At 40.4% G+C, this 25,546-nt stretch carries 23 protein-coding genes; 6 read left to right on the forward strand and 17 right to left on the reverse strand.

Going from position 1 to position 25,546, the window contains the following annotated elements:
- Nucleotides 1-75: 75 nt before the first annotated feature.
- The gene (locus V7R88_RS14090) at nucleotides 76-1,059 is read right to left on the reverse strand and encodes a LacI family DNA-binding transcriptional regulator (RefSeq protein WP_054396800.1); all 984 of its coding nucleotides are present in this window, start codon (nucleotides 1,057-1,059) and stop codon (nucleotides 76-78) included.
- 169 nt (nucleotides 1,060-1,228) lie between these two features.
- Between V7R88_RS14090 and V7R88_RS14095 the strand changes: the two genes are divergently transcribed.
- Both V7R88_RS14095 and V7R88_RS14100 read left to right on the forward strand, forming a co-directional pair.
- Entirely contained in the window at nucleotides 1,229-2,650 is a 1,422-nt protein-coding gene (locus V7R88_RS14095) for an SLC45 family MFS transporter (RefSeq protein ID WP_054396802.1), read from the forward strand.
- Between the two features lie 30 nt (nucleotides 2,651-2,680).
- Entirely contained in the window at nucleotides 2,681-4,981 is a 2,301-nt protein-coding gene (locus tag V7R88_RS14100; protein WP_338816278.1) for a glycoside hydrolase family 31 protein, read from the forward strand.
- Nucleotides 4,982-5,072: 91 nt separating this feature from the next.
- Here the strand turns inward: V7R88_RS14100 and V7R88_RS14105 are convergent, their stop codons facing one another.
- From V7R88_RS14105 to V7R88_RS14140, 8 genes are all read right to left on the reverse strand, one after another.
- Nucleotides 5,073-5,309, reverse strand: a complete 237-nt coding sequence (locus tag V7R88_RS14105; RefSeq protein WP_054396807.1) for a hypothetical protein — start codon at nucleotides 5,307-5,309, stop codon at nucleotides 5,073-5,075.
- Between the two features lie 101 nt (nucleotides 5,310-5,410).
- Nucleotides 5,411-6,385, reverse strand: a complete 975-nt coding sequence (gene bsh / locus V7R88_RS14110; RefSeq protein WP_054396810.1) for a choloylglycine hydrolase — start codon at nucleotides 6,383-6,385, stop codon at nucleotides 5,411-5,413.
- 207 nt (nucleotides 6,386-6,592) lie between these two features.
- Nucleotides 6,593-7,408, reverse strand: coding sequence for a sugar-phosphatase (gene yidA, locus V7R88_RS14115; RefSeq protein ID WP_072535176.1), 816 nt, complete (start codon nucleotides 7,406-7,408; stop codon nucleotides 6,593-6,595).
- Nucleotides 7,409-7,480: 72 nt separating this feature from the next.
- Nucleotides 7,481-9,478 carry a transketolase gene (tkt, locus tag V7R88_RS14120; RefSeq protein ID WP_054396813.1) on the reverse strand — a complete coding sequence of 666 codons (1,998 nt, stop codon included), beginning with the start codon at nucleotides 9,476-9,478 and terminating at the stop codon, nucleotides 7,481-7,483.
- Between the two features lie 29 nt (nucleotides 9,479-9,507).
- Nucleotides 9,508-10,161, reverse strand: a complete 654-nt coding sequence (gene fsa, locus V7R88_RS14125) for a fructose-6-phosphate aldolase (RefSeq protein WP_054396815.1) — start codon at nucleotides 10,159-10,161, stop codon at nucleotides 9,508-9,510.
- 66 nt (nucleotides 10,162-10,227) lie between these two features.
- Nucleotides 10,228-11,598: a PTS ascorbate transporter subunit IIC gene (locus V7R88_RS14130; protein WP_054396817.1), complete on the reverse strand. Its 1,371-nt coding sequence runs from the start codon at nucleotides 11,596-11,598 to the stop codon at nucleotides 10,228-10,230.
- A gap of 23 nt (nucleotides 11,599-11,621) precedes the next feature.
- The gene (locus tag V7R88_RS14135) at nucleotides 11,622-11,918 is read right to left on the reverse strand and encodes a PTS sugar transporter subunit IIB (protein ID WP_003642903.1); all 297 of its coding nucleotides are present in this window, start codon (nucleotides 11,916-11,918) and stop codon (nucleotides 11,622-11,624) included.
- A 12-nt stretch (nucleotides 11,919-11,930) separates the two neighbouring features.
- Nucleotides 11,931-12,389 carry a PTS sugar transporter subunit IIA gene (locus tag V7R88_RS14140; RefSeq protein WP_054396818.1) on the reverse strand — a complete coding sequence of 153 codons (459 nt, stop codon included), beginning with the start codon at nucleotides 12,387-12,389 and terminating at the stop codon, nucleotides 11,931-11,933.
- Between the two features lie 170 nt (nucleotides 12,390-12,559).
- Here V7R88_RS14140 and V7R88_RS14145 point away from each other — a divergent pair, with 170 nt between their 5' ends.
- Nucleotides 12,560-14,611, forward strand: a complete 2,052-nt coding sequence (locus V7R88_RS14145) for a BglG family transcription antiterminator (protein ID WP_054396821.1) — start codon at nucleotides 12,560-12,562, stop codon at nucleotides 14,609-14,611.
- A 139-nt stretch (nucleotides 14,612-14,750) separates the two neighbouring features.
- Here V7R88_RS14145 and V7R88_RS14150 read toward each other — a convergent pair whose 3' ends face one another.
- The 5 genes from V7R88_RS14150 to V7R88_RS14170 form a co-directional block, all read right to left on the reverse strand.
- On the reverse strand, nucleotides 14,751-15,374 hold the full coding sequence (locus V7R88_RS14150) for an HAD family hydrolase (RefSeq protein ID WP_003642906.1): 624 nt from the start codon (nucleotides 15,372-15,374) through the stop codon (nucleotides 14,751-14,753).
- Nucleotides 15,375-15,478: 104 nt separating this feature from the next.
- Nucleotides 15,479-16,588 (reverse strand): zinc-binding dehydrogenase, encoded by a 1,110-nt coding sequence (locus V7R88_RS14155; protein WP_045353027.1) that lies wholly within the window; start codon nucleotides 16,586-16,588, stop codon nucleotides 15,479-15,481.
- A 29-nt stretch (nucleotides 16,589-16,617) separates the two neighbouring features.
- Nucleotides 16,618-17,889: a PTS galactitol transporter subunit IIC gene (locus V7R88_RS14160; RefSeq protein WP_054396822.1), complete on the reverse strand. Its 1,272-nt coding sequence runs from the start codon at nucleotides 17,887-17,889 to the stop codon at nucleotides 16,618-16,620.
- A gap of 33 nt (nucleotides 17,890-17,922) precedes the next feature.
- The gene (locus V7R88_RS14165; protein ID WP_003642909.1) at nucleotides 17,923-18,219 is read right to left on the reverse strand and encodes a PTS sugar transporter subunit IIB; all 297 of its coding nucleotides are present in this window, start codon (nucleotides 18,217-18,219) and stop codon (nucleotides 17,923-17,925) included.
- 29 nt (nucleotides 18,220-18,248) lie between these two features.
- Nucleotides 18,249-18,719, reverse strand: a complete 471-nt coding sequence (locus tag V7R88_RS14170; RefSeq protein ID WP_054396824.1) for a PTS sugar transporter subunit IIA — start codon at nucleotides 18,717-18,719, stop codon at nucleotides 18,249-18,251.
- 327 nt (nucleotides 18,720-19,046) lie between these two features.
- Here V7R88_RS14170 and V7R88_RS14175 point away from each other — a divergent pair, with 327 nt between their 5' ends.
- The 3 genes from V7R88_RS14175 to V7R88_RS14185 all read left to right on the forward strand — a co-directional run bounded on the left by V7R88_RS14175 (nucleotide 19,047) and on the right by V7R88_RS14185 (nucleotide 23,350).
- Nucleotides 19,047-19,814: a DeoR/GlpR family DNA-binding transcription regulator gene (locus V7R88_RS14175; RefSeq protein ID WP_003646205.1), complete on the forward strand. Its 768-nt coding sequence runs from the start codon at nucleotides 19,047-19,049 to the stop codon at nucleotides 19,812-19,814.
- A 166-nt stretch (nucleotides 19,815-19,980) separates the two neighbouring features.
- Complete coding sequence (locus tag V7R88_RS14180; protein ID WP_033609041.1) at nucleotides 19,981-22,371, forward strand: phosphoketolase family protein; 2,391 nt, start codon at nucleotides 19,981-19,983, stop codon at nucleotides 22,369-22,371.
- 157 nt (nucleotides 22,372-22,528) lie between these two features.
- Nucleotides 22,529-23,350: a MurR/RpiR family transcriptional regulator gene (locus V7R88_RS14185; RefSeq protein WP_054396825.1), complete on the forward strand. Its 822-nt coding sequence runs from the start codon at nucleotides 22,529-22,531 to the stop codon at nucleotides 23,348-23,350.
- Nucleotides 23,351-23,399: 49 nt separating this feature from the next.
- On the opposite strand, the gene V7R88_RS14190 is transcribed toward V7R88_RS14185, so the two are convergent.
- From V7R88_RS14190 to V7R88_RS14200, 3 genes are all read right to left on the reverse strand, one after another.
- On the reverse strand, nucleotides 23,400-23,807 hold the full coding sequence (locus tag V7R88_RS14190; protein WP_054396828.1) for a YueI family protein: 408 nt from the start codon (nucleotides 23,805-23,807) through the stop codon (nucleotides 23,400-23,402).
- Nucleotides 23,808-23,816: 9 nt separating this feature from the next.
- Nucleotides 23,817-24,509 carry an alpha/beta hydrolase gene (locus V7R88_RS14195; RefSeq protein WP_228977795.1) on the reverse strand — a complete coding sequence of 231 codons (693 nt, stop codon included), beginning with the start codon at nucleotides 24,507-24,509 and terminating at the stop codon, nucleotides 23,817-23,819.
- A gap of 156 nt (nucleotides 24,510-24,665) precedes the next feature.
- Entirely contained in the window at nucleotides 24,666-25,502 is an 837-nt protein-coding gene (locus V7R88_RS14200; RefSeq protein ID WP_054396830.1) for an alpha/beta hydrolase, read from the reverse strand.
- Nucleotides 25,503-25,546: the final 44 nt, after the last annotated feature.

The following is a 25,546-nucleotide window of genomic DNA, read 5'->3' on the forward strand; positions in this document are numbered from 1 at the left end:
CACTGTAACTAAAAAAATTCGCTAGCCTGACAATCAAGTTCCCGATTGTCAAGCTAACGAAGCTAAAACTACTGCTTACACTTTAATAGTTGCAACACTCTCACGTTCAACCAATGTGACTGGGACTAACCGCGTGGCAGATTTTCCAACCAAACAATTAACACTTTCAATACCAATCTGGACAAAATTCTGGGTAACACTTGTCAACGCAGGAGTCGCAATATCGCAGATGAGCGTTCCATCAATGCTGACAACAGAAAGCGCCCCAGGTAGCTTCACATTACTCTCCTGAGCAGCCTTCTGTAACCCGGCCGCCGTCATATCACTAGCTGCAACAACCCCAGTAATGCCCAATTCTTGATAAGCATTAAAAACATTGTAACCAGCCTGGTAACTATAATCTCCGGGTTGCACCCACTCAGCTTGCCCATGAATCGAATAATCTTTTAATGCCGCTTGATACCCAGCAAGCCGTTGACTACCTGTATGATAATGGTCGATTCCGGCTAGGCCAATTGTTCGATGACCATGCGAAATTAAATACTCTGTCGCCAAATAGGCTGCCTGATAATTGTCAGAGCTAACAGATTTGACGCGTTCATCTGCAAGATTGATCGAAACAAAGCAAAACGATGTCTTTGATTCTGTTAATAATTGTAAGTCTGCTTTATCTGGTTCAATCGCCATTAACAAAATACCTGAAACAGTACGTTCCAAAGCGGTCACAATTGCTTGATGTTGTAACTCGGTATTCCGATTACCAGCATATAGAATAATAACCTGTAACCCGATCTCAGTCGCGCGCTGTTGAATACCATCAATAATTCCATTTGAAAAATTCGTGGGCGTGACATTGACGATAACGGCAATTACGTCCGTCTTCTTTTTAACTAATTCCATGGCTAGTGTATTTTTCCGATAGCCAAGATCCTTAGCAACTTTTAATATACGCTCCTGAGTCTTGTCGCTATATGTACCTTGTTTTTTCGCCAACACCCGTGACACTGTAGCAATTGAAAAGCCAGTTTTAGCGGCAATATCTTTGATTGTTGGCTTCATTTTTCCAGCTCCCCTCCGACTTAAATTAATTATAGCGCTAAAAGCCGGTAAAATCACCGTTGTTAGCGTAAACGTTTACTTTATTGTCAAAACAGTATTGTAAACGTTTACGTTAAGTGCTAGTATTGCCCTGTCGAAAAGTGATTAACTTTTAAGGAGATGGATTCTCATGAACCAACCTGCAGTACACTCGAATAAACCAATCGCTGATGTTTCCAGTAAGCCTAAGACATCCACTATTGCTAATTCGCTGCCCAACCTCCCATTAAAAACCATCTTTGCAATTACCTTTGGTTTTTGTGGGGTTAATATGGCCTTCTCATTACAATCATCACAGATGAGCCGGATTTTCCAGACCATTGGCGCTGATCCGACCAAACTAGGACTCTTCTTCATTCTGCCACCATTGGCTGGATTATTCGTCCAGCCACTAGTCGGCAAATATTCTGATCGAACTTGGACGCGTTTCGGTCGTAGAATGCCCTACTTACTATTCAGCGCACCATTAGCGGCGCTGGTCATGGTGTTATTACCAAATGCTGGTTCATTCGGCTTCGGCTACGCTTCAACTGCTGCATTACTATTTGGTGCTATTGCTATCTTATTTATGGATTTATCAAGTAATGTTTGCATGCAACCGTTCCGCATGATTATTGGGGATATGGTTAATGAAAATCAGAAGGACAAAGCGTGGTCTTGGCAACAAGCTTTCAGTAACTTAGGAGGCGTACTTGCTACTATTCTACCGTTCGTTCTAACTTACTTTGGCGTTGCGAATACGGCACAAAAAGGCGTTGTTCCCCTTTCTGTAAGAATTGCGTTTTATATTGGTGCCATTATTTTATTAGGCATCTCAGCATATACTATTCATACGGTTAAGGAATATGATCCTGACACGTACGCACTTTATCATCATATCGATCCTGAACAACATAAGCACACCAAACCTATTTGGCAATTAGTAAAAGAAGCCCCGAAAGCTTTCTGGGAAGTTGCCCTCGTTCAACTATTTGCCTGGATTGGTATTCAATATATGTGGACTTATACTACTGGTGCTATCGCCGAAAACGTTTGGCACACAACTAATGCTGCTTCGGCTGGCTATCAAGCTGCCGGTAATTGGTATGGAATCTTGACCTTCATTCAATCAATGGCCGCCGTTCTATATGGTTTCTTAGTTCTTTCACGGACTAATCCATACAAGCGAAAGTTTTGGTATCGCTTTGGCTTAGCTAGCTTCGCAGTTGGCCTCGTTTGGGTATTCTTCATTCACAACCAGTACCTATTAATTGCACCATTCTGTTTAATCGGTATCGGCTTCTTTACGGTGCACGTCGAACCCTTTAATATCTTTACTTCTTCACTAGATGGTGCCAATGAAGGCTCATATATTGGAATTTTTAACGGTACGATTTGCTTGCCACAAATTCTCGCATCCGTTGCCAGCTTCATGGTCTTTAAATTCGTTGGTAATTCGATGCCTGGAATGATGCTTATTGCTGGTATCTCAATGTTCATCGCGGTACTTGCCATTAGTATTATTAAGCAAGACAAGCCTCAAGAAGATTTGTCAGAGAATCCAACTAAATAAAAGTCATTTTACTAAGGAGTGTTTTTTAATATGAGTGCATTACCAAGTTACACACAGAACGGCCAAACGATTACGTTTGCTTTCGCCCAACCATTACAATTAACTATTGTTACGCCGGAAATCATCCGCGTCTTTATTAATCGCGGTGAGCAAGGTGAATCCTATGCAATTGAGGGTCATAAAATTCAGGCGACTGATTTCACTATTGAAAGTGCTAGTGATCATTACATTATCCGGACATCAGCTTTAACGATTCACCTCGATTCCGAACGGCATCTTGATACCTTTGATAAAGATGGCAATGCTTTGATTACCGATTATCGTGGTGAACGCATTCACTTGAAAGGTGTCGACAAAGTCCATGAACGATTAGTTGAGGCAGAAGGCCATTCAGTGACTAAGGCACCTACTAAATCTGATCAAGGTTACTACGAAATCATTAAATCGCTAGCACCTGATGAATATCTTTATGGACTTGGTGACAAGACCGGATATCTAAACAAACGTGGTTTTGCCTATGATAATTGGAACGTTGATAACCCCGCTCCCCAGCTGGAGATCCTACCTAATATTTACAAGTCAATCCCAGTGATGTTGGGGCTAAAAAATGGACATCCTTACGGTATCTTCTTCGACAATACCTACCAGAGCCATTTAGATATGGGTAAGGAAAGCAACCATTACTACTTTTATTCAGCTGTCCAAGGTAACCTCGACTACTACATTATTGGTGGTACCACGTTAAAAGACATTGTCACCAATTACACCTACTTAACTGGTCGAACGCCACTACCTCAAAAGTGGACGCTCGGTTATCAACAATCACGGTGGGGGTACAGTGCTAGTCAAGAAGAAGTGCAAGCAATTGCAGATAGCCTTGCAAAGTACGACTTACCATGCGATGCGATTCACTTTGACGTCGATTACATGGATGGTTATCGGGTCTTCACCTGGGACAAGGATAAATACCAGGGTAATCCCAAGAAGTTTATTACCAAGTTGAACCAACAGGGGCTAAAGGTTATTCCAATCATCGATCCCGGTGTTAAACAAGATTCTGACTATCACATTTATGCCGAGGGTCTTAAAAAAGGCTATTTCGTTAAATCTGCTGACGGTGATGTCTATATTAATAAAGTATGGCCAGGTAACGCTGCTTTTCCAGACTTTGGTCGTCCAGAAGTTCGTCAGTGGTGGGCTAACAACGGTAAATTTTTAACTGATTTAGGTGTCGCTGGTATTTGGATTGATATGAACGAACCCGCTACGTTTGAAGGTCCAATTCCAGATGACGCGGTCTTTAATGACCAAGACACGCCTTCAACACATAAGAAGATGCATAACGTTTATGGCCATAATATGGCTAAAGCAACCTACACCGGACTAAAAGAGCAAACTGGCAACCGACCATTTGTTATCACACGGGCAGCTTACGCCGGAACTCAGAAATACTCGACTGTATGGACCGGTGATAATCGCAGTATGTGGCCACATATCCAAATGATGATTCCACAACTCTGCAACTTAGGTTTAAGTGGTTTTAGTTTTACTGGAACTGACATTGGTGGCTTTGCCTCAGATACGACATCTGAATTACTGACACGGTGGATTGAAGGGGCAATTTTCAGTCCACTGTTACGGAACCATGCAGCATTAGGGACTCGCCAACAAGAACCATGGGCATTTGGCGAGCCAACATTAAACATTTATCGCAAGTATCTCAAATTGCGTTATCGTCTGATTCCTTATCTATACGATTTATTTGCTAAGGAAACCAAAACTGGCTTACCAATCATGCGTCCCGTTGTCTTAAACTACGATCAGGACCCTCGTGTACGCGACTTGAATGACGAATACATGGTTGGTGACGACATACTAGTTGCCCCCGTTGTTCAAAAATCTCAATTTAAGCGGTTAGTTTATTTACCAGCTGGGAACTGGATTGACTTTTGGAACGGTGCTGAGTATGCCGGCAATCAGGATATTGTAGTCGATACTCCACTCGACAAACTACCATTATTTGTAAAACAAAACACCATTTTGCCATGGGGACCCGCTGTTAGCCACATTAGCGATGAGCCGTTGAAAGCGATGACGTTTAGAGTATTTGGTACTCAAGGGACCTACCAACATTATCAAGATAATGGGCGTGACTTTAAGTATCAATCGGGTGAATGGAACAATTACACAATTACCGTTGATCACAACAAGGTTAATGTGCAGCTCACTCATCACGGTTATCAACCAGTTTATCAGCAGATCACGGTTGAATTGTCTGATCACATTGTTAAACTCACTTACGATAATGACAGTAGCTGTTATCGAGAATAGTAGCTTAATATTTTAATCCTTAACTTTAATAAACACCTTAGGATACCAATCACTCCTAAGGTGTTTATTATTTCAATTACTATTGTATATATTAACGTGCTCTTTTCCTAAATAAACTTGTCAGTAATATCTTAATGTCTATCCAGTCGCTCAAATTAATCCCCTTATTCAAAACATGATCATATAAAATTTGGTAAAAATGTATTTTAGTAGGTATTTCAAGCATCTCATAAATATTATGTTTTCTATCAATTAAACCCAACTTACCATCGAGTTTAACATGATAACTTATATCATCTAGTGTCATATTAACAGCAATGCCAGCCATTGGAACTTACTCTGAAAAAAGTGATACATAAAAGAGGAAATCAACTGATAAATAAACTGACTTCCTCTTTTAACCAATTTTAACTATTACAGTAGTGGCTTTTAGTTAACTGCATAGTATTGTGCTTCTGATCGTAATGGATAAGAAATTAATTCAGTCGTATCCAAGTGCTCATGGTTTAAATTGACACTGTTAATTTGACTATTGTCATAAGTTCTATAGTAATAAACTCCCTTGTCCATATCACAACAAGAAGAATAGATTGTATATTCGTACTCTCCGTCAGTAACTTCACATAGCCCTTTTTGTTGTTCTACAGACCCTAGTATATGGAAAAACTGACTAACACTGCCACTCTCTGTCTGCATCGGCAACGAGTTTAATTTAGTAAAAGCGGCTCTGACAAATCTAGACATTGAGGACAAGTCTCCAGGTAATCCTAGTCCGCCCATTCCTCTACTATAACTATCTAAATCCACTTTTTCCGAAAAACTATTTTGAGGTGTGCTATTTGATAAGGCACGATAGTTGTTCAAATTAAATAATTGGTAGTCAAAATTAGGATTGTTTGTTAACACACCTACTGGATTGTCGTAAATTTTTAGTCCTTCTTTAACACTTTCAATAACTATCGATTCCTGTTTATCAGCAACCAACCAATGTAGCGGTGATAATGGTAATTGTTCACTAAAATTAATATTAACCAAGTTTAGTTTTTGTATGTTCTTTTTCACTTCTCTAACACTTGAAAATTGTCCCAATAACCAAGGAATTAATTCAAATGGTGTGATATTAACTTTATCAGCATCATATTTTTTATAATCAGCATAACCTGCAAAATTTAATCCCGCAATACACAAGCCTTGTTCATTCATCGCATCGTAGTAAAGTGGATAGCTTTCTACATCAGCAGTAATTCCAATTATTGCATAATGGTGATCTAAGTTCTCCACCTTACGAAATACTAGTGGATATTTTCTAGGCGTAATCGTAACCATTTCATTGTATGAAATTTCATAATCGAAATTTCTACCGAAGTAATTATTATAAGATTGATAAGTTATGGCAGTACACATAACTAGTAATCCTCCTCGAAAATAATATTTAGATTTGATAAGTCAATAAGCTTACATCTTTTTAGTATAATATCGTTGCTGAAAAAATAAAGCTTTTTTCATAAAATCATCTCTAAAATAATTTAATCTATTCCAAACACTTTAAGAGCCAATAATCAATTGTAACCCTTATAACCGATATAACAATGCTTTTATACCTGCTTATCCTTACCTCGTGATTGCTTCAATAACTATGGCAACCCCATCATGTTCATTATCGACAGTTATTTCATCAGCCACTTGCTTCACTTCAGGAATAGCGTTGCCCATCGCTACTCCATGTCCTGCAAACTTAATCATGCTCAAATCATTAGCTTCATCACCAATTGCCATCACGTTGGCAGCAGTCAAACTTAACTTTTCACAGAGTACTTGCAAAGCGTTGCCCTTACTAACACCATTAGCGTTAGCCTCGTAATAAAATGGTGCACTTTTCGTGAAAGTAACCTGCTTTTTCAACGGTTCAAATAGTTTTTGCTGCTTAATGGCAGCGTCTAAAACTTCGGGTTCATCAACGTACATCGATTTAATCAGTTTAATATTCCGCATCTCTTCTGGCGTCCGATATGAGATACCCATTGAAACGAGATTAGCTTCATAGAGTGTATAATCATCAATATTACGGTCAGCCGTATACAGCCGATCCTCAGATACCGCGTGAAAATGCAAGCGTAACTTACGTGCTAGGGCTTCCAAGTCAATATAATCTTCATAACTAATCGGTCGTTCATCAATCAGTTCGCCACTAGTTGTGTAGGTTGCAGCACCGCCAAAACATACAACGTATTGATCATCTTGAGCATCGAGTTCCAACTCCTGCAACAATGCTTTAACACCTGTTAATGGCCGTCCCGTGCAGATAACCACTTTAATCTTCTTTTCCTTCGCCATTTTAATCGCTTGCTTGACTCGCAATGTCACCTGCTTTTTTGAATTAACTAGTGTGCCATCGATATCAATCGCAATCATCTTAATATTTTCCATCATAGCCATCCTCATTCTTTATCGAACACGAAATAGAAACCGAGCAACGCCCCGTTTCTATTTCTTCAATAATTATTTTAATTTCAGATAAGTATTCACAACATTAGTTACATTAAAGCCATACTTATCAAGTACCAAGTCACCAGGTGCCGAAGTTCCGAAGCGATCCACACCGATCTTAGCACCATGATCGCCAGCATACTGATCCCAGCCAAATGTTGATCCAGCTTCGATTGTCACTCTTCTTGTAACCACACTTGGGAGTACACTATCGCGATATTCCGGTGATTGTTGCGCAAACCGATCAAAACTTGGAATTGAAACGACCGCGACATCTTGATTATGCCTTGCTAACTGGGCTTTGGCCTCCAATGCTAAATTAACTTCAGAACCAGTTGCAATTAGTAAACCATCTGGTGTTACTTTTTTAGCAGCGCTGACCACATAACCACCCTTCTCAACACCAGCAAAGGCCGTATCAACTGATACAGGTAAAGTCTTCAAGGCTTGTCGACTCAATACCAGAACGGTCGGTTTATCAGTTGTTTTCAGTGCTTGCTCCCACGCAGCTGAAGTCTCATTACCATCAGCTGGCCGAATCACTTGTACGTTTGGCATGCATCGTAAACTAGCCAATTGTTCAATCGGTTCGTGGGTTGGCCCATCCTCGCCGACCGCAATTGAATCATGCGTTAAGACGTAGATAACCGGTGCGTGTTGTAGTGCAGACAAACGGACTGCCGCACGTAAGTAATCAGTGAAGACAAAGAATGTTCCCCCGAATACCCGAGTGCCGCCATGTAATACAATTCCGTTCATCGCAGCCGCCATGCCAAATTCACGTACGCCGAACCAGATATTACGACCATCGTAGGATTCTGGCTGAAAGTCTTTGGCACTCGTAATCATGGTCTTATTAGAACCGGATAAGTCCGCAGCGCCACCCCAGATAAAGGAAATAGACTTTGCTAATGCGTTAATTGCCTTTGAGCTGGCTGCCCGACTAGCTAGCGCATCATCTGGCTGATAGTGTGGTAAAACTTCATTTAGCTCGGCTGGAATTTCACCTTTAAAAGCTGCTTTGAATTCGCGTGACCGTTCTGGATATTCGGCTTCATAGGATTCAAACAACCGTTGCCACTTTTGCTCAGCTTGTGCACCTTTTTCCTGAATTGTCGCTTTAAACCGGTCTGAGACAGCTGATGGCACTTCAAAATCCGAGTAATTCCAGCCATATACTTTTTCAGCTGCTTTAATGCCATCCGCACCAATTGGGTTACCATGAACAGCATTAGTCCCTTGTTTAGGTGCGCCATAGCCAATCACCGTTTTCACTTCAATCAATGAAGGACGATCAGTTGTCTTCTTTGCGAGTTCGATTGCCGCGTCAATTGCATCAAGATCATTCCCATCTTCAACCACTAAATGTTGCCAGCCATATGCTTTAAAGCGATCGCCAACATTTTCCGTAAAGGCCTGAGATGTCTTGCCATCTAATGAAATGCCGTTCGAATCGTAAAGTGCAATTAACTTTCCCAGCTTAAGATGTCCGGCTAATGATCCAGCCTCGTGCGAAATTCCTTCCATTAAGTCGCCATCACCGACAATTGTATAAGTGTAATGATCAACAATTGGAAAATTAGGTCGGTTATATTGGGCAGCTAGATGTGCCTCCGCCATTGCCATTCCAACGGCCATACCGAAGCCTTGTCCCAACGGACCAGTAGTTACTTCAACGCCATCGGTATGTCCATACTCTGGATGCCCCGGGGTCCGACTGTCCCACTGCCGAAAGTGCTTAAGATCATCAATCGAAACATCATATCCAGCTAAATGTAACAGGCTGTATAACATAGCTGAACCATGTCCAGCTGAAAGAATGAAACGATCACGATTAACCCAATCCATGTGCGTTTGTGGGTTGACTTTTAGATGTTTTGTCCATAACACGTAGGCCATAGGTGCGGCCCCCATCGGTAACCCTGGATGTCCGGAATTTGCTTTTTGAATTGCTTCGATACTTAACGTTCGAATAGTATTAACACCTAGTTCGTCAACTTTATCAAACATTATTCTTACCTCCTAAGCCGTTGTTACAATTAATTTTGTGCTGCTTGAAATGCCACCCAATCTGCTGCAAAGCTTTGTAAACCTTTGTCCGTTAATGGATGAGACCATAACTTACCGAAAACTGTGGCCGGAATGGTAGCAATATCAGCACCTGCCAACGCAGCTTCTTGAACATGTTGTGGCCCCCGAACACTGGCAGCGATAATTTCCGTCTTGAATCCATAAGTATCCAAAACTTGACGTAAATCCTTAACTAGCTGAATTCCATTGCCACCAATATCATCAAGACGTCCTAAAAATGGTGAAATGTAAGTAGCACCGGCCTTTGCCGCTAATAAGCCTTGCGAAACTGAGAATACAAGGGTCACATTTGTTTTAATGCCCTCACCACTTAATACTTTGACCGCCTTAAGTCCTTCTTCAGTCATCGGAATCTTCACCACAATATTTGAAGCCCACTTAACTTCATTGCGAGCCTGGGCAATCATCTCTTCGGCCTTGGTTGCCGTTACCTCAGCGGATACTGGACCTGATACAATCTGCGTAATTTCTTTGATAACGGTTTCAAAATCACGACCTTCACGTGACACCAACGTTGGATTTGTTGTTACTCCATCTACTAAACCAAGTTCCGCGAAATGTTTAATATCTTTAGTATTCGCAGTATCTAAGAAAAATTTCATGATTAGATTTATCTCCTTTATTATTAGTTTTCATAAATTATTGAAAGTAGTACTCATAATTACTGATTACTTAGTTCCATCAGTCATCCGTTTAGCACGCCGGGTAAGAAAAACACTGCAAAGAATCACAATAATTGTGAACAAGATAATTCCTGTAATAACTGCTACACTTCCGTAACTCCCTAATTTTCCTAACAAGATTCCTGGAACCAAATAGTCGGTATCTGCAAACGTCGAAGCTGCTAATTTCAAGTTTCCCAAAACTGGTAAGATAAACAAGGGCAACCAACTGATCAACAAACTATTTACTGTAGCACCGATGATTGCACCACGCCGACCACCAGTAGAATTACCATAAATTGCTGCAGCAGCACCACAGAAAAAGTGCCCCACTACACCTGGAATAATAACAGTAGTTCCTAGCGCAATCATGATAAACATACTTAGCGTCCCAACAATGAAACTGACAAAGAATCCTAATAAAACTGCATTTGGTGCGTATGGGAAAATAATCGGAACGTCTAATGCAGGCTTAGAATTAGGAACCAACTTGGTCGCAATACCTTGAAAAGCTGGCACAATTTCGGCCAAAATCATCCGAACACCTTGTAAAACAACCACGAAACCGGCAGCAAATGTTCCTGCTTGTACTAATGCATAAACAATATAATTAGTCCCACCACTCAATTTCGATTCAATGTAAGCTGGACCTGTCACAATCGCCAAAATGATGTAAACAATACCCATTAAAATCGTAATTGAAACTGTCGAATCACGCAGAAAGCCCAAACTCTTAGGGATTTCTAGATCCTCTGTAGACTTTTCTGCATTACCAAACCATTTACCCATCAATCCTGAGAGCGCATAGCCAATGTTACCCGTGTGTCCCATAGCAACATCATCGCCACCCGTGATTTTACGCATAAATGGTTGTGTCAATGCTGGTGTTACCGTTAATAATGTCCCTTCAAATAGACCACCAAGTACAATCGTTTGCCAACCCGCGCCAATGTTAGCGCTTACCAATATAACTGCAGTTAAACAAGAAACATATAACATTGCTTGCCCTGTCAAGAAGATATACTTAAAGCGAGTAAAACGAGCTAATAAAATATTAACAATCATCCCAACTAACATAATTAGTGCTGTTGTTGAGCCGTATTTAACCAGGGCAATTGCAACAACTGCTTCATTACTAGGAACAACTCCTTGAACATGTAACGCAAACTTAAACATGGAAGCAAAGGGTGACAATGCATTTTGAAGAATTCCGGCACCACCAGTTAAGACTAAGAAACCGGCAAAGGTCTTAATAGTTCCTTGAACAACTTCCGTACTTTTCTTTTTTTGAAGTAGTAGCCCTAACATCGCAATTAGCGCTACTAAAATAGACGGTTGGGTCACAATACCAACAAATAAGTTCAAAACAGTCTTCATGTGATTCTCCTCCTTTTCAGCGGCTAATCATGTTCAATATTTTCTTGATCCAAAATTGTATTGACATGGTTCCGGACTTCTTGCTTATCAATCAAGCTTTTTAGTAACACAACCTTATTCTCAGGAATACTTCCTAATGCACTTTGAAGCGTTGATTCAACAAAGAAGTAATCTGCTGAATCAGCGCCAACGCTCCCAACATCAGAATGATCCACTTGGATATCTTCTTTAACATTCTCGTCCTTTAAAATACTCTGAATGTTCATCTGAACCATAAAACTACTTCCCAGACCACTTTGACAAACAGCTAAAAATTTCATAATAGTACCCTCCTATTTTTGTAATTCTTGCTCATGTGCAATAACTTCTAAAATATCAACTTCACTAGTTGCATTTAACATAGCTGTCACCGCCGACTCATCGGTTAACAACTCCATTAACTCTTTAATAACGGCTAAATGGCTGTTATTATCTACCGCGGCCAATACGAACCATAAATTGATGGGGTGTTCATCATTGACTAGACTAATGCTATGATTTGTTTTTAAGATAGATAATCCGATTTCATGGACGTTACCCGCTGGTCTAGAATGTGCGAGCGCGATTTGTGGCCCGATATTGATGTACGGTCCTTCTGATTCCACCACATTGAGCATTTCCTGGACGTATCCATCTTCAATCGTCTTATTATTAATTAATGGTTCCGCAGCTAATTCAATTGCTTGCTTCCAATCTAGCCCTGTTCCTTCTGATACTTGCACAGTCTGTTTATTCAATAAATCCAACAGCATTTTTATTCATCCTCCTTTCTTGATATCGCTATCTATCTGACAATGACCAGTATAAACTTGAATAATAGCGCCACAAGTGCAACAATGTTTTTGAGAATAGTGCAACTTTGGTACTTTGATACCTTAATGCTTTAATTTTTTAGTAGACTTAATACAGGGAGGATACTGAATTGCGTGTAAATTTCAGCAAACGAAAACATGGTAATGAATTATTAGAAATTCTATTAACGTCATCGGGCTACACCACAGCTAACTTCTTACAACAACATCTACATATCTCGCGTCGTAGCCTATTCTATCTAATAAATAAAGTAAACGATGAGCTTGATCAGCATGCAGAATTTCCGATTACTAATGTTAAAAAACTAGGATATTACCTTCCAACTGACACGATCAAATTTCTGCATAAAATGACAGAAAAAGAAACCTCTAGCAAGATCATGACCAACAATGCTAAGCAACGCCAACTACTAATTGCATTTAGTATCCTCAACACTAGTGGTTGCTCGTTAGCGGACCTAACTTACCAATTTAATATTTCTAAGAACACAGTTATTAGAGATATCAAAGTACTACACTCACAACTAGCGCTATATCATTTACAAATCACCAATACAGAATCCGGTAAAATAATCACGGGTTCCCCGACAGCAGTTCGTAAATGGGTGTACGATCATGCTACTCAACTGAAGACACTCATTGAACAAACTAGGCAGGCTACCATTAAGCCCACTACCATAAACGACCAGATTAAACTCTTTGAAAGAATAACTGGAAAATATTTAACCGACGATGCAAGTATCACAATTCGGCTATTTTTATATTGGTACTTAACTAACATTAGAGACTGTAATAACCAACTAAGTGATGTTATATCCGCACAAACCGACTTAACGCTGGATCACATTTGGGCTAAAAGTTTTTTGAACGATTATCATATCGATAACTCTAATGAGGTTGACTACTTAGTCAAGTTGATCAATTCTAGTCAATTTGCTCATGTCAATTGGAATGACGACTTGATTCAAAAGTTAAAACCATTCTCAGTTCGAATGATTTCTAGTTTCAACCACCTCTCTGGCGCACATGTTTCAATCAAGTCGATTAGTGACAGTTTAACGGTTCACTTGCTTTCAACCTACTATCGTGCTCAATATAATATGCCATTTGAATACCCTGACTTAAAAAGTATTCAACAGCATTATCACCACACTTTTGAAATCACTCGTAAAGTCGTCGTACCATTTGAACAATATATTCATCACACACTTTCTGATGATGAAATCGCATTAATTGCCATTTACTTTGGTGGTGCTATTCGTGAGCAAAAAACAAGCACCCCAACACAAAATGAAGTACTTGTCGTTTGTTCTAGTGGCATCGGTACCAGTCGTCTATTGCTTCAACAACTAGAAAGCCGTTACCGCGGTATTCATTTTTCTAGTCCAATGAATGTGCTTCAATACGAAAATTCAGATCTAAGTAATGTTCAGCTTGTCATCAGTACAATCAAATTGAACACCCAGCGCAACATACCAATAACTACCGTATCTGCTTTTCCTTCTGAGTTGGAGTGGAAGATCATCGATAATGCTATTATTAAGGCCGGGTTGGCAACTTCTGACACACTCAAGTTATTTAATGTGGATACACTATTGGATATTGTAGGCAACTACGCTATGATAAGAAATCCTATGGGTCTGAAACTCGCACTGAACGACTATTTGACCCAGCTAACTCAGGAACCACTATTAGCCGCACCCCAAGAAAATTTATCAGAATTAATCAAGCTACTGCCGCCAGAACATGTTGGTTTTCTAAATCACCAAAAATCTTGGAAGCAGGCGGTGCGTACAGCACTATCCCCCCTACTTGAAGACTATAGTGTTGAAAAAAATTATATCGATCAGATCATTCATTTAACTGAAAGTAACGGACCATACATGGTTATTGGGTCAGGCGTTATGTTGGCGCACGCTGCTCCACGTGATGGCGTTAATAATCTCGGTGCTACTTTCTTTTTACTTGATAAGCCGCTACCTGTTATGACAAATCAAAAAATGGTCCATGTAATTATTGGTCTAGCCCCCATAGATTACGAGAAGCATCTATCATTCATCAGTGACTTGATGACACAATTACAACAAAAGGATTGGTTAACTAATCTGTATCATTTGAATAATAAAAGGGACTTATTCAGATATTTGTATAAAGATAACTAGCTCGTCTTCATTTCATTTATTAATGTATCTAAAAGCAGAAGCCAAGAAACGAAAGTTGCTATCTTGGCCTCTGCTTTTAGAGTTAAAAAGGATTTTTTATTATTAAATAATGCGCTCTTTCCAGTCTAATCTCATTTACTTACTGAACTATTCCAACGATATCATTCGGGGTCTTAGCTTGATATTTCGCATTATTAAAATCGACATTCGGTAATGCTCCCCATTTAGCAACTACAAAATCAACGCCTGCATTCTTTGAAGCCTGCATATCAAAGATACTATCACCAACATACAACGTCCTTTCACGTGCTAAGTTAAATCTCTCTAATGTGTAGGTAATCGGCTCTCCACTTGGCTTTGGATTTTTAGTTAAATCAGCAGTAGTCACAATTGGCATCTTTGCGATAATCGGAAAATGACTGACTTCTTTATCAAATTGAACACGATCCTTAGATGTAACCACTCCCACTGTGAGATTCATTGCCAATAAATCATCTAACATTTGTTCAACTCCCACAAAATACGTTAGTTCATTCATATTCTCGTTAAATTCAATTAGATATCTGGCTAATACATTCTGCCAATTTTGAACACCAAATTCTCTCAGGATCATCTCACCGGGCTGGCCAATTCTCTTACGATATTCTTCAATTGGCATATCAACACCCTCGCGAACTGCCCCCTCCTTCAATAACTTAGCAATTAAGTCCGCTGAATTAATCAAGGTATTATCAATATCGAACAAGATATTTTGATACTTCATAAAGAACCCCCCCTGCTCCCAAAAAAGAGCACCAAGATAAATATCTCGATGCTCTAGTTAAGGAGGTTATAATTTTAATAATCTGTCATTCAACTACAATTGGTTTAATCAGCTAAATCTGGATCATTAGGATTAGAAGCAATCATAACTTTAAGTTCTTTACCAGCCATCATTGCATCAAAAGCGTCACGCCAATGTTCAAGATCAAAGACCTTCGTAATCATCGCATCCTGATTAATAGCACCCTTACTTTCAAGATGTAAGGCAATTGGCCAATCATAAGGATTTTGTGAACGAGAACCCCGATAGGTAATTTCATGCTGAATAATTGAGCGTTCATCCAATTCATTCATTGGCTTTGCAAAAAGACCAACTTGTTGGAAAGTTCCACCTTTACGAATCAATGGTAAGGCAGCATTAACAGCTGGCGTTGCACCCGAACAGTCATATACTTTGGTAACACCAACACCATCTGTCGCATCCATTACGACCTTGGCCAAGTCTTCTTTTTGAGTATCTACAATGATGTCGGCACCCAATTCTTTAGCAATTTGTAAACGATCAGCATCCTTAGTAATCCCAGAAACAATGACAAAAGCACCAATTTCTTTGGCAATTTGTAATGAGAGTAACCCCATTGGTCCTGGTCCCATAATTAATAAAGTATCATGTAAAGTAAATGGCGTCTTTTGATACATAGCGTGAACACATGATGCTAAAGGTTCTGACATTGCAGCCATTTTGTAGGAAACATTATCCGGCAAAATGTGAGCGCTTTCTTCGCGAGTCAAAACATAGTTGGCCATTGAACCATTGGCTTTAGTCCCAATTCCTTCACGGTTAGGACATAAGTTATATTCCTTATCTTGACAATAGACACAAGTCTCATCAGTTGCAAATGTCGTTTCACTAGTAACGCGATCACCAGGTTTTAAGGTGGTAACATCAGGACCTACTTTAACAACTTTACCTGAGAATTCATGGCCTAAAACAAGTGGTGTTACTGCATTGGCATACTGGCCTTTAAATGTATGGATATCCGTCCCACAAATTCCAGTATAAGCAACCTTCAATAATACTTTATCCCCAGTTACTTCAGGAATTGGAATTTGTTTCAATTCCATATTGTCATAGCCAGATTCCGTCTTAACAACGGCCTCCATAGTTTTAGCACCCTTTAATTCATCGGTTTCAGTTGTTTTTACAGTATCCATAATTCATTTTCCTTTCTACGGATAATCTTTTAATTAAATAACGGCTGTACTAACTGTGATAATTTCAAAATTAACCAGTTCAAGACATTACCACCCGTATCCAAGTTGGTAACTTCTGACGCACCCTTAGGAAAGGCAACAATCCCGTGCATCATTGAAGTTAACGTTGGACCAAAGTCTGTTGCCATCAGCAATGCAAATACCATCACGATAGTAGCAGAGAGTACAGAGTGGACGATATTACCCTTACGACTAGGAACAATCAAAGCAGCGAAGAATGGAATCGTTGCTAAATCACCGAATGGTAATACCCGGTTACCAGGTAAAATAATGGCTAAGAATAACGTAATTGGTACCATTAGTAGTCCAGTTGCCAAAGTAGCTGGTGAACCAGTTGAAAGAGCAGCATCCATCCCTAAGTAAATCTTTCGATTGCCATACTTCTCTTGAAGTAATTTTTGCGCACCTTCTTGGATTGGGATTAAGCCCTCCATTAAAATCTTGACCATCCGTGGCATTAAGAACATAACACCACCCATTGACATACCAAGTTTTAGAATGTTTGGTACACTATAACCACCTAAAGCAGCTAATAACATCCCAATCACGATCCCCATAACCATGGGTTCGCCAAAGACACCAAAACGCTTTTGAATCGTTTGTGGATCAACATCCCATTTTTTGATACCAGGGATTTTGCTGACAACCCATCCAATTGGAATACCAAGTAAGCCATACGCTGCAGCAGAACCAGTTGGAAAGCTAATCCCATCCAAGCCATAAAACTCAGCGACTTTTGGCGCAGTTTTATCAGCAATAATTAAGACAGCGATTTCATAGATAATCCCACAAAGAATTGCAAACCACCAGTTTTTCGTCACCACATAAGCCGTAGCTGCGGCCGCAATCATGTGCCAGTAATTCCAAATATCGATATCAAGTGTTTTAGTAAGATTTAACAAAATTAAACCAACGTTAACGACTAAAATAATTGGAATCATGATAGCTGAGATTGGTTGTGCCCATGTCCCAGCAGAAACGGCAGGCCATCCGGCATCAATAATCGTCAAATGAAACCCAAATCGCTTGACCATCGCCTGCGCAGCAGGACCAACACTAGTTGTCAACAAATTAATGACCAGGTTAATCCCAATCATACCGATACCAACAGTAATCCCAGATGTGAGTGCCTTACCCGGTTTAACCCTAAAGATTAACCCAACAATAAAGATAATAATGGGAAGCATAACGCTGGGGCCAACATTAATGATGCTTTGTACAACATCAGATAATACTTTCATGATGCATCCTCCTGCTTAAAACCTAGCTCCTTATTATTGTGCTTGAATTTCACGTGCTTTAGTTAAAATTTCATCTTGCAACTTATCCACACCAAGCCCCGTTAAAAATCCCATTGCTTTAATTGCTGGAATCTTGTATTCAGTAGGTAATACAGTCGTTGAAATCAACATATCTGCGTCATCCTGTTTAGATGCGGCTTCAGCAATCTTAATTTGAATCAAGTTTGCATCAATATTGTTCTCGGCAAACAAATCTTCAACCTTCTTCATAACAACCGTTGAAGTGGCAATTCCGGCACCGCAAGCTACTAATACGTTTAATTTTTTCATGATAATTTCTCCTATTTCTTCTATTATTTTTATTTGCTTAATAGCTGATGAACTTGATTAGCGTTATCAGCGTTTTCCAAAGAACTTACTAATGAATCATCTTGAATAATAGTCATTAATGCTTGAAGCATATCTAACTGAGCATGGGGCTTATTTAGACCAAGAACAAAAACTAATTTAGCATCAACCTTTTGTTCTGGATCGTCCATCCGACTAAATTTGATTGGCTCATCATTAACAACTACAGCAACGAACTCTTGGTTGATCGTATCCGCATCGGTATGTGGTATCGCCACACCCCGATGTTCTAATTGCAAACCAGTCGGAAAAGTTCCTTCTCGTTTGATAATCTTTGGTAAGAATTGATCAGTCACAAACCCATCTTCCTTGGCCTTCGCATTAATTGCTGTAAATAACTCCTTCGAGGTTTTAAAAGAGGTGTGTAGAAAAATGAGCTGATCTCTTAAATAATCGCTTACTTCGACAAGGTTCTCACTCAAAATAAGTCGCTCCTTTCATGTTTTATATAAATGTAATCGCTTTCAACAATTAAAATTGTATCATTTTGCAATACTTTTGCAATACTTTTCTTTAAAAAAGTTTTTAACACCCGTTTGCAAAGAGTACTTTGCAACGACATAAGCGTTCGCAAAAGCAAGTTAATTATCTCACAAAGTTAGACATAACACTCTGTTAAGCGCTTACATGTAAAGGATTTAGATAGAGATTTCAATCACTTTACAAAATTAGATTGCAAACAATTGCCAAACATGTGCTATGATTACTACCGAAAAATAAATTTTATTTTTACAAGGAGGCCACCTCATATGGAAGTTATGCAGCGCCAAAAGTATATTTTAGATCAATTAAACCAACGCGGTACCATTAGAATCGCTGAAATTAGCAAGGAAATTAATGTTTCTCGTGAGACTATCCGTAAAGATATTTACAACCTTGATAAACAAGGACTAGTGCAGGCAATTCGCGGTGGTGCTACTACCCCGCAAAGTGTCAACGAGACAAAGTATGGTAAGCGTAGACACGAAGCAGTTGCTGAAAAAAATGAAATTGCCACCAATGCACTACGCTTAATTCATGATGGGGAGTCAATTTTTCTTGATTACGGTACAACTGCTTTTCAAATCGCCGAAGAAATTAAACATAGCCATCTAACCAATCTAACCGTTATCACCAACTCTACTTTCGTTCTCAACTCGCTACAGTTTGTTAAAAATATTCAAATTGTACTCTTGGGCGGAACAATGCGGACTAGTGAAGGTTCTTTGTCCGGGCCAATCACACTTGCCAATATCAATAATATCTATGCCGACATTGGTTTCTTTGGCTGTGGCGGCGTCAACCTTCAAGCAGGAATCACCAACCACTATATAGAAGAAGTGGAAGTTTCCAAAAAGATGATGTCTCATTGTCGAATGAAAGTTATCTTAGCTGATCACACTAAATTCGAAAAAAATGCACTTTACAAGACAGCCGACGTTAATGATGTGGATGTTATCATCACCGATGAACAATTGGACACTCAGATTGCCAAACAAATTCGCTTAGCCGACATCTCATTAATTAGTGGCAAATAAAAAAAGACGATTGGGGGAAAACCATGCCCCTAACCGTCTTTCTTACTTTTAAATGCCAGGTTCTTAAATTATTTTGCCAATTTCACCTTGACTTTACGATTGAAACCGTTATCATAATAACCGTAATGATAAACAAAACAAAAGTTTGCAAAGGAGTTGCAAAATAATGAGTGAAGCAATTAAATCCAAAACAGTTGATTACTCTTCTGATGAATATCTAAAACGCGTTGATGAATATTGGCGTGCTGCTAACTACATCTCAGTTGGTCAACTCTATCTACTAAACAACCCGTTACTTCGGGAACCACTAAAGGCGACCGACGTGAAAGTTCATCCAATCGGCCATTGGGGCACGATTGCTGGTCAAAACTTCATTTATGCCCATTTAAACCGGGCAATCAATAAGTATGGCTTGAACATGTTCTACATTGAAGGTCCTGGTCATGGTGGCCAAGTAATGGTTTCTAACTCCTACTTAGATGGCACCTATACGGAAACGTATCCTAAAATTACCCAAGACAAAGCTGGGATGAAGCGCTTATTCAAGCAATTTTCATTCCCAGGCGGGGTTGCTTCCCATGCCGATCCTAAGACGCCTGGTTCGATTCATGAAGGTGGCGAACTTGGCTACTCAATCTTGCATGGTGCTGGTGCGGTACTAGATAATCCAGGTTTAATTGCTGCTACCGTTGTTGGTGATGGTGAATCTGAAACTGGCCCATTGGCAACTTCTTGGCAAGTTAACAAGTTCCTTAACCCGATTACAGACGGGACAGTCTTACCAATCTTGAACTTAAACGGCTTCAAGATTTCTAACCCAACAGTTCTTTCACGTGAATCACATGAAGAACTTGAAGACTACTTTAAAGGTCTAGGCTGGGATCCACACTTTGTTGAAGGTACAGACCCTGCCAAGATGCATAAAATCATGGCTGAAGAATTGGATAAAGTCATTGAAGAAATCCACGCAATTCGTAAGAACGCCAAGGATAACAATGATGAATCTCGTCCTAAGTGGCCAATGATTGTTTTCCGGGCACCTAAGGGCTGGACTGGTCCTAAGAGTTGGGACGGCGAACCAATTGAAGGTTCATTCCGGGCTCACCAAATTCCAATTCCTGTCGATCGCAATCACATGGAACACGCCGACAAATTAGTTGACTGGCTCAAATCATACAAACCAGAAGAATTATTTGATGAAAATGGTACTTTAAAACCAGAAATTGCCGCAATCATCCCTGAAGGCCAAGCTCGTATGGCTGCTAACCCCGTCACTAACGGTGGTAAGTTAACTAAAGACTTAATTACACCAAATATCGATGATTATGCTTTGGACAACAAGGATCACGGTAAAGAAGACGGTTCAGATATGACTGAACTTGGTAAGTATATCCGTGATTTGATTGAGTTGAACAAAGACAACAAGAACTTCCGTGGCTGGGGGCCTGACGAAACCTTATCTAACAAACTAGGCGCTGCTTTTGAAGATACCAAGCGTCAGTGGATGGAACCAATCCACGAACCTAATGATGCTTTATTAGCACCTCAAGGCCGGATTATTGACTCCATGTTGTCAGAACACATGGATGAAGGAATGTTGGAAGCTTACAATTTAACCGGACGTTACGGTTTCTTTGCAAGTTATGAATCATTCCTGCGTGTTGTGGATTCAATGTTAACCCAGCATTTCAAGTGGTTACGGAATTCTCACGAAGAAACCCCTTGGCGGGCTGATGTGCCTTCACTGAATGTGATTGCATCATCAACGGCCTTCCAACAAGATCACAATGGTTACTCTCACCAAGATCCAGGTATCATTTCACACTTGGCTGAAAAGAAGACCGAATATGTTCGCGCCTATCTTCCAGGTGATGCCAACACCTTGATTGCAACCTTTGATAAGGCTATCCAAAGCAAACAATTGATTAATTTAATCATTGCCAGCAAGCACCCTCGTCCACAATGGTTCACAATGGACGAAGCTAAGCGCTTAGTTCGTGATGGCCTTGGTGTTGTTGATTGGGCAAGTACTGACCATGGTGAAGAACCCGACGTTGTCTTCGCAACTGCCGGCTCTGAACCAACGACTGAAAGCTTAGCTGCCGTATCAATCTTGCATGCACGCTTCCCTGAAATGAAGATTCGCTTCATTAACGTTGTTGATCTTCTGAAGCTGAAGAAAGACGACCCTCGTGGTTTATCAGATGCTGAATTTGATGCTTTCTTCACTAAGGACAAACCAGTTATCTTTGCTTATCATGCATACGACGACTTAGTAAAGACCATCTTCTTCGATCGCCATAACCATAATTTACACGTTCATGGTTACCGCGAAGAAGGCGACATTACCACGCCATTCGACATGCGTGTTCGCAACGAACTCGATCGTTTCCACTTAGTCAAAGCTGCCTTATTAGCAACGCCAGCTTATGCCGAAAAGGGTGCTCATGTCATCCAAGAGATGAACAGCATTTTAGACAAGCATCATGACTATATCCGTGCTGAAGGTACCGATATTCCAGAAGTTGAAAACTGGAAATGGACTGCATTGAAGTAGAACGATAACCATGTCTAAATCGTATTCATAAGAAATGAAAGAAGCTATACCAACAGTTGTGTTGGTATAGCTTCTTTCATTTCTGATCTATTTCTATTTGGCAAAAACTATGCTATTGTAGCGTTAGCATAAGGAAATCATGATAGGAGCCAAATCTATGAGTATCGTAACTACTGTCGAAGAATCGTATCCGACACTCTCACGACAAGAACGCAAAGTCGCCTTAAAGGTCATTCAAGAGCCGAAAGAAGTCCAAAAAATGACGATTTCTAGTCTGGCTAAGAACGTTCACGTTAGTAATGCGACCATTACCCGCTTTGTTAAAAAAATGGGCTGTGCAAATTTTTACGCCTTCAAACTTCAATTAGCTGAAGGAGCAGTTACTCCCGTGACGCCTGCTGGTAAAAAAGACACCGTTGCGGATCAAGTCTATAGCTACTACAAAAAAATTCTGAGTGGGACTTGGGAACGTCTGTCTCCTGATGATCTTCACGCTGCTGTTAGTTTAATCTCTAACGCTCGCCGGGTCTATCTATACGGGTTGGGCAGTTCGGGCTATACCGCACAGGAAATGACGCAGCGATTGATTAGAATGGGGATCGCCGCCTTCTCAATGACTGACACTCATATCATGTACATTAGTGGTGGCATTATGCAACCTGGTGATGTCATCTTGGCTATCTCACTTACTGGCGCTACAGCGGAAGTCAACGATTCAGTTGCATTAGCTAAGAAAAAGGATGCCAAGGTCATTGCAATTACGTCTGATGAACGCAGTCGCTTAGCGGAACTAAGTGACCTTACGATTCTCGTAAAAAACAGTAAATTCGTCAACAACTCGCGCTTTGTGAACTCACAATTTGCCATTACCTACGCTCTTGATATTATCGCCGCCATGCTATTAGAGAATGCGAAGTATCGTGATCGAATGAATCATACAATCGATTTAATCACAGATAATAAACTTGGTAAACGCTAAAAAAACTACTATCAAGAGTTCAACCAATCTTGATGGTAGTTTTTTCGATTTATCTCTGCGCAATTTGTGGGTATCGCTGCAATATGTCAACTTCAGTTCGATTAAGTGCATGGTCAGCGCACAGGATAATCGCTGCACTATCTGGATTATGATGATAAAAGTGACTATTTTTGACAGTAAACAAAACGCTATACTGATTCGCTAGCCGCATATAGCGCCCCATGATATCCATATCTAATTGACCGTTCAACAAAAGCTGATAGTCTCTTGGTTGCCGCAATACCGGCACTAGTACTGACGTAAAGTCATACCTCAGAGCCTGCTTAAATGAAATCTGAAGTTCAACCCGTTCGTAAAAGGTCCCTAAATAACGGTGTTGTTCATCTGGATGTAGATCCGGTACACCAAACATTCCATTTTGCAAACGAGTACCCAATACTTCCTCATTATCTTGCATTCGTCACTCCTATTTAAAGTCCACTTGCGTCAAATCTAACATTTCACTCAACCAACTTAGCACTAACGGAACCCAGTTCGCCGCACGTGGCTCAATATCTTCTGGGTAATTATATCGACTAGTTTCAACTGTACTCAAGCACAGACCGTGTTTTCCATGTGTAAATGTATGAATATCATACTCGACATGATGCCTAGCTAGTGCTTCTGCGTACAATAAACTATTCATTGTTGGCACTACCGCATCCGCACAAGTATTCCATAAAAACGTTGGCGGTGTCTGATCAGTAACTAGGTTCTGACTAGCCCAATATTGTTCATCTGGACTAATTTTAAAGGCCTCTTCTCGACTTTTCGGAAAACCTGCCGCCAAGTCGATAACCGGGTAACCTAAGACCTGCAAGCGTGACGTCAATGGGCTATCACCAAAGCCGTGAGTTTTGAGGTACTCAGTGTTATTCCCCATCGCGTTAGTTAATGCTGCGACGTGACTGCCCGCCGAGAAGCCCATCAAAATCGTCTTATTCGCATCACCATAATGTGGTGGTCCTTGAGTTTTAGCATACTTTAAGGCAGTCAAACCGACATCAATTGCGTTGGGATAAACTGGCCCGCGATCCAATAGATTGTATTCCACTACCATTGTCTGATAGCCCTGTGCACTAAAAGCCAAAGCAATCGGTTCTGCTTCACGCTCTGTCATTTGAATAAATCCACTGCCCGGAAAAATTAGAAGGATTGGCCATCTCCGAGGATCATAATCCATTTTAAGTTGGTCTTTCCAATAGCAGGTTAATTTAAATTCAAAATGTTGCGGCGTCATTAATCTCAATTGCTCATATCTCATTTTCACACCCCCCTAAATTTCAGTACTATTCTTGCTAGCATATAATGTACGTAACCAGCCCAATGCCATTGGAAACCAGTTTTGAACCCGTGGGACCACATCTTCAGGGTGATGATAGCGAGAATCAGCTAAATCACCAAATGCCAATCCGTGGACACCGGCTGCATAGATATGGCTCTCAAATGGAACATTATGCTCACCTAGCGCTGCTAAATAGACCAGACTATTCACAACTGGAACAAGCTCATCAGTCCGCGTTGCCCAAATGAAAGTCGGCGGTGTTTGACTCGTGACTAACTCTTGCGCATGCCAGTAAGATTCATCCGTAGTCACAGCCATCATCTCATGCTGACTAGTTGGAAAACCCATTGTCAGATCAATCACCGGATAGCTTAAAATTTGCGCAAATGGTACTAGCTTTGTCTCTTCAAAGCCATGATTATTTAAGAATTCTGATTGAGCGCCAAGCGCTGTCATCACGGCTACCAAATGTCCCCCCGCCGAAAAGCCACTGACAACAACATGATCAGAATCAGCATTCAACTCCTGCGCATGCCGTTTAACGTAGCTTAATGCCGCTAATCCAATCGTGGCAGCTGTTGGATAAAACGGGCCATCCGACGTAAGATTATACTTCACTACGGCCGCCTGGTAACCCTTTGCAATAAATTTAAGTGCTACAGCTTCAACTTCCCGCTCAGAGTAGCCCGCAAAGCCCCCGCCAGGAAAAATCAACGCTAATGGCCACTGTCGATCATCCCGAAATAGCGTGAATTGATCATGTTGATAGATCCACATCGTAAATGGCTGTCCTTCGGGCGTTTTTAAAGCTAGTGTGCGTATCTCCATTTCCATAACCTCCTTAAAATCTGTGTCAATAACTTGCCTTGAAA

Origin of the sequence: Lactiplantibacillus argentoratensis (assembly GCF_037290055.1) — a bacterium.
Taxonomy (GTDB): domain Bacteria; phylum Bacillota; class Bacilli; order Lactobacillales; family Lactobacillaceae; genus Lactiplantibacillus; species Lactiplantibacillus plantarum.

What these genes read in the sequence shown, in the direction of transcription:
- V7R88_RS14090 (WP_054396800.1), bottom strand. Translation starts at nt 1,059, where the DNA reads ATGAAGCCAACAATCAAAGATATTGCCGCTAAAACTGGCTTTTCAATT.
- V7R88_RS14095 (WP_054396802.1), top strand. Translation starts at nt 1,229, where the DNA reads ATGAACCAACCTGCAGTACACTCGAATAAACCAATCGCTGATGTTTCC.
- V7R88_RS14100 (WP_338816278.1), top strand. Translation starts at nt 2,681, where the DNA reads ATGAGTGCATTACCAAGTTACACACAGAACGGCCAAACGATTACGTTT.
- V7R88_RS14105 (WP_054396807.1), bottom strand. Translation starts at nt 5,309, where the DNA reads ATGGCTGGCATTGCTGTTAATATGACACTAGATGATATAAGTTATCAT.
- bsh (WP_054396810.1), bottom strand. Translation starts at nt 6,385, where the DNA reads ATGTGTACTGCCATAACTTATCAATCTTATAATAATTACTTCGGTAGA.
- yidA (WP_072535176.1), bottom strand. Translation starts at nt 7,408, where the DNA reads ATGGAAAATATTAAGATGATTGCGATTGATATCGATGGCACACTAGTT.
- tkt (WP_054396813.1), bottom strand. Translation starts at nt 9,478, where the DNA reads ATGTTTGATAAAGTTGACGAACTAGGTGTTAATACTATTCGAACGTTA.
- fsa (WP_054396815.1), bottom strand. Translation starts at nt 10,161, where the DNA reads ATGAAATTTTTCTTAGATACTGCGAATACTAAAGATATTAAACATTTC.
- V7R88_RS14130 (WP_054396817.1), bottom strand. Translation starts at nt 11,598, where the DNA reads ATGAAGACTGTTTTGAACTTATTTGTTGGTATTGTGACCCAACCGTCT.
- V7R88_RS14135 (WP_003642903.1), bottom strand. Translation starts at nt 11,918, where the DNA reads ATGAAATTTTTAGCTGTTTGTCAAAGTGGTCTGGGAAGTAGTTTTATG.
- V7R88_RS14140 (WP_054396818.1), bottom strand. Translation starts at nt 12,389, where the DNA reads ATGCTGTTGGATTTATTGAATAAACAGACTGTGCAAGTATCAGAAGGA.
- V7R88_RS14150 (WP_003642906.1), bottom strand. Translation starts at nt 15,374, where the DNA reads ATGAAGTATCAAAATATCTTGTTCGATATTGATAATACCTTGATTAAT.
- V7R88_RS14155 (WP_045353027.1), bottom strand. Translation starts at nt 16,588, where the DNA reads ATGGATACTGTAAAAACAACTGAAACCGATGAATTAAAGGGTGCTAAA.
- V7R88_RS14160 (WP_054396822.1), bottom strand. Translation starts at nt 17,889, where the DNA reads ATGAAAGTATTATCTGATGTTGTACAAAGCATCATTAATGTTGGCCCC.
- V7R88_RS14165 (WP_003642909.1), bottom strand. Translation starts at nt 18,219, where the DNA reads ATGAAAAAATTAAACGTATTAGTAGCTTGCGGTGCCGGAATTGCCACT.
- V7R88_RS14175 (WP_003646205.1), top strand. Translation starts at nt 19,047, where the DNA reads ATGGAAGTTATGCAGCGCCAAAAGTATATTTTAGATCAATTAAACCAA.
- V7R88_RS14180 (WP_033609041.1), top strand. Translation starts at nt 19,981, where the DNA reads ATGAGTGAAGCAATTAAATCCAAAACAGTTGATTACTCTTCTGATGAA.
- V7R88_RS14185 (WP_054396825.1), top strand. Translation starts at nt 22,529, where the DNA reads ATGAGTATCGTAACTACTGTCGAAGAATCGTATCCGACACTCTCACGA.
- V7R88_RS14190 (WP_054396828.1), bottom strand. Translation starts at nt 23,807, where the DNA reads ATGCAAGATAATGAGGAAGTATTGGGTACTCGTTTGCAAAATGGAATG.
- V7R88_RS14195 (WP_228977795.1), bottom strand. Translation starts at nt 24,509, where the DNA reads ATGACAGAGCGTGAAGCAGAACCGATTGCTTTGGCTTTTAGTGCACAG.
- V7R88_RS14200 (WP_054396830.1), bottom strand. Translation starts at nt 25,502, where the DNA reads ATGGAGATACGCACACTAGCTTTAAAAACGCCCGAAGGACAGCCATTT.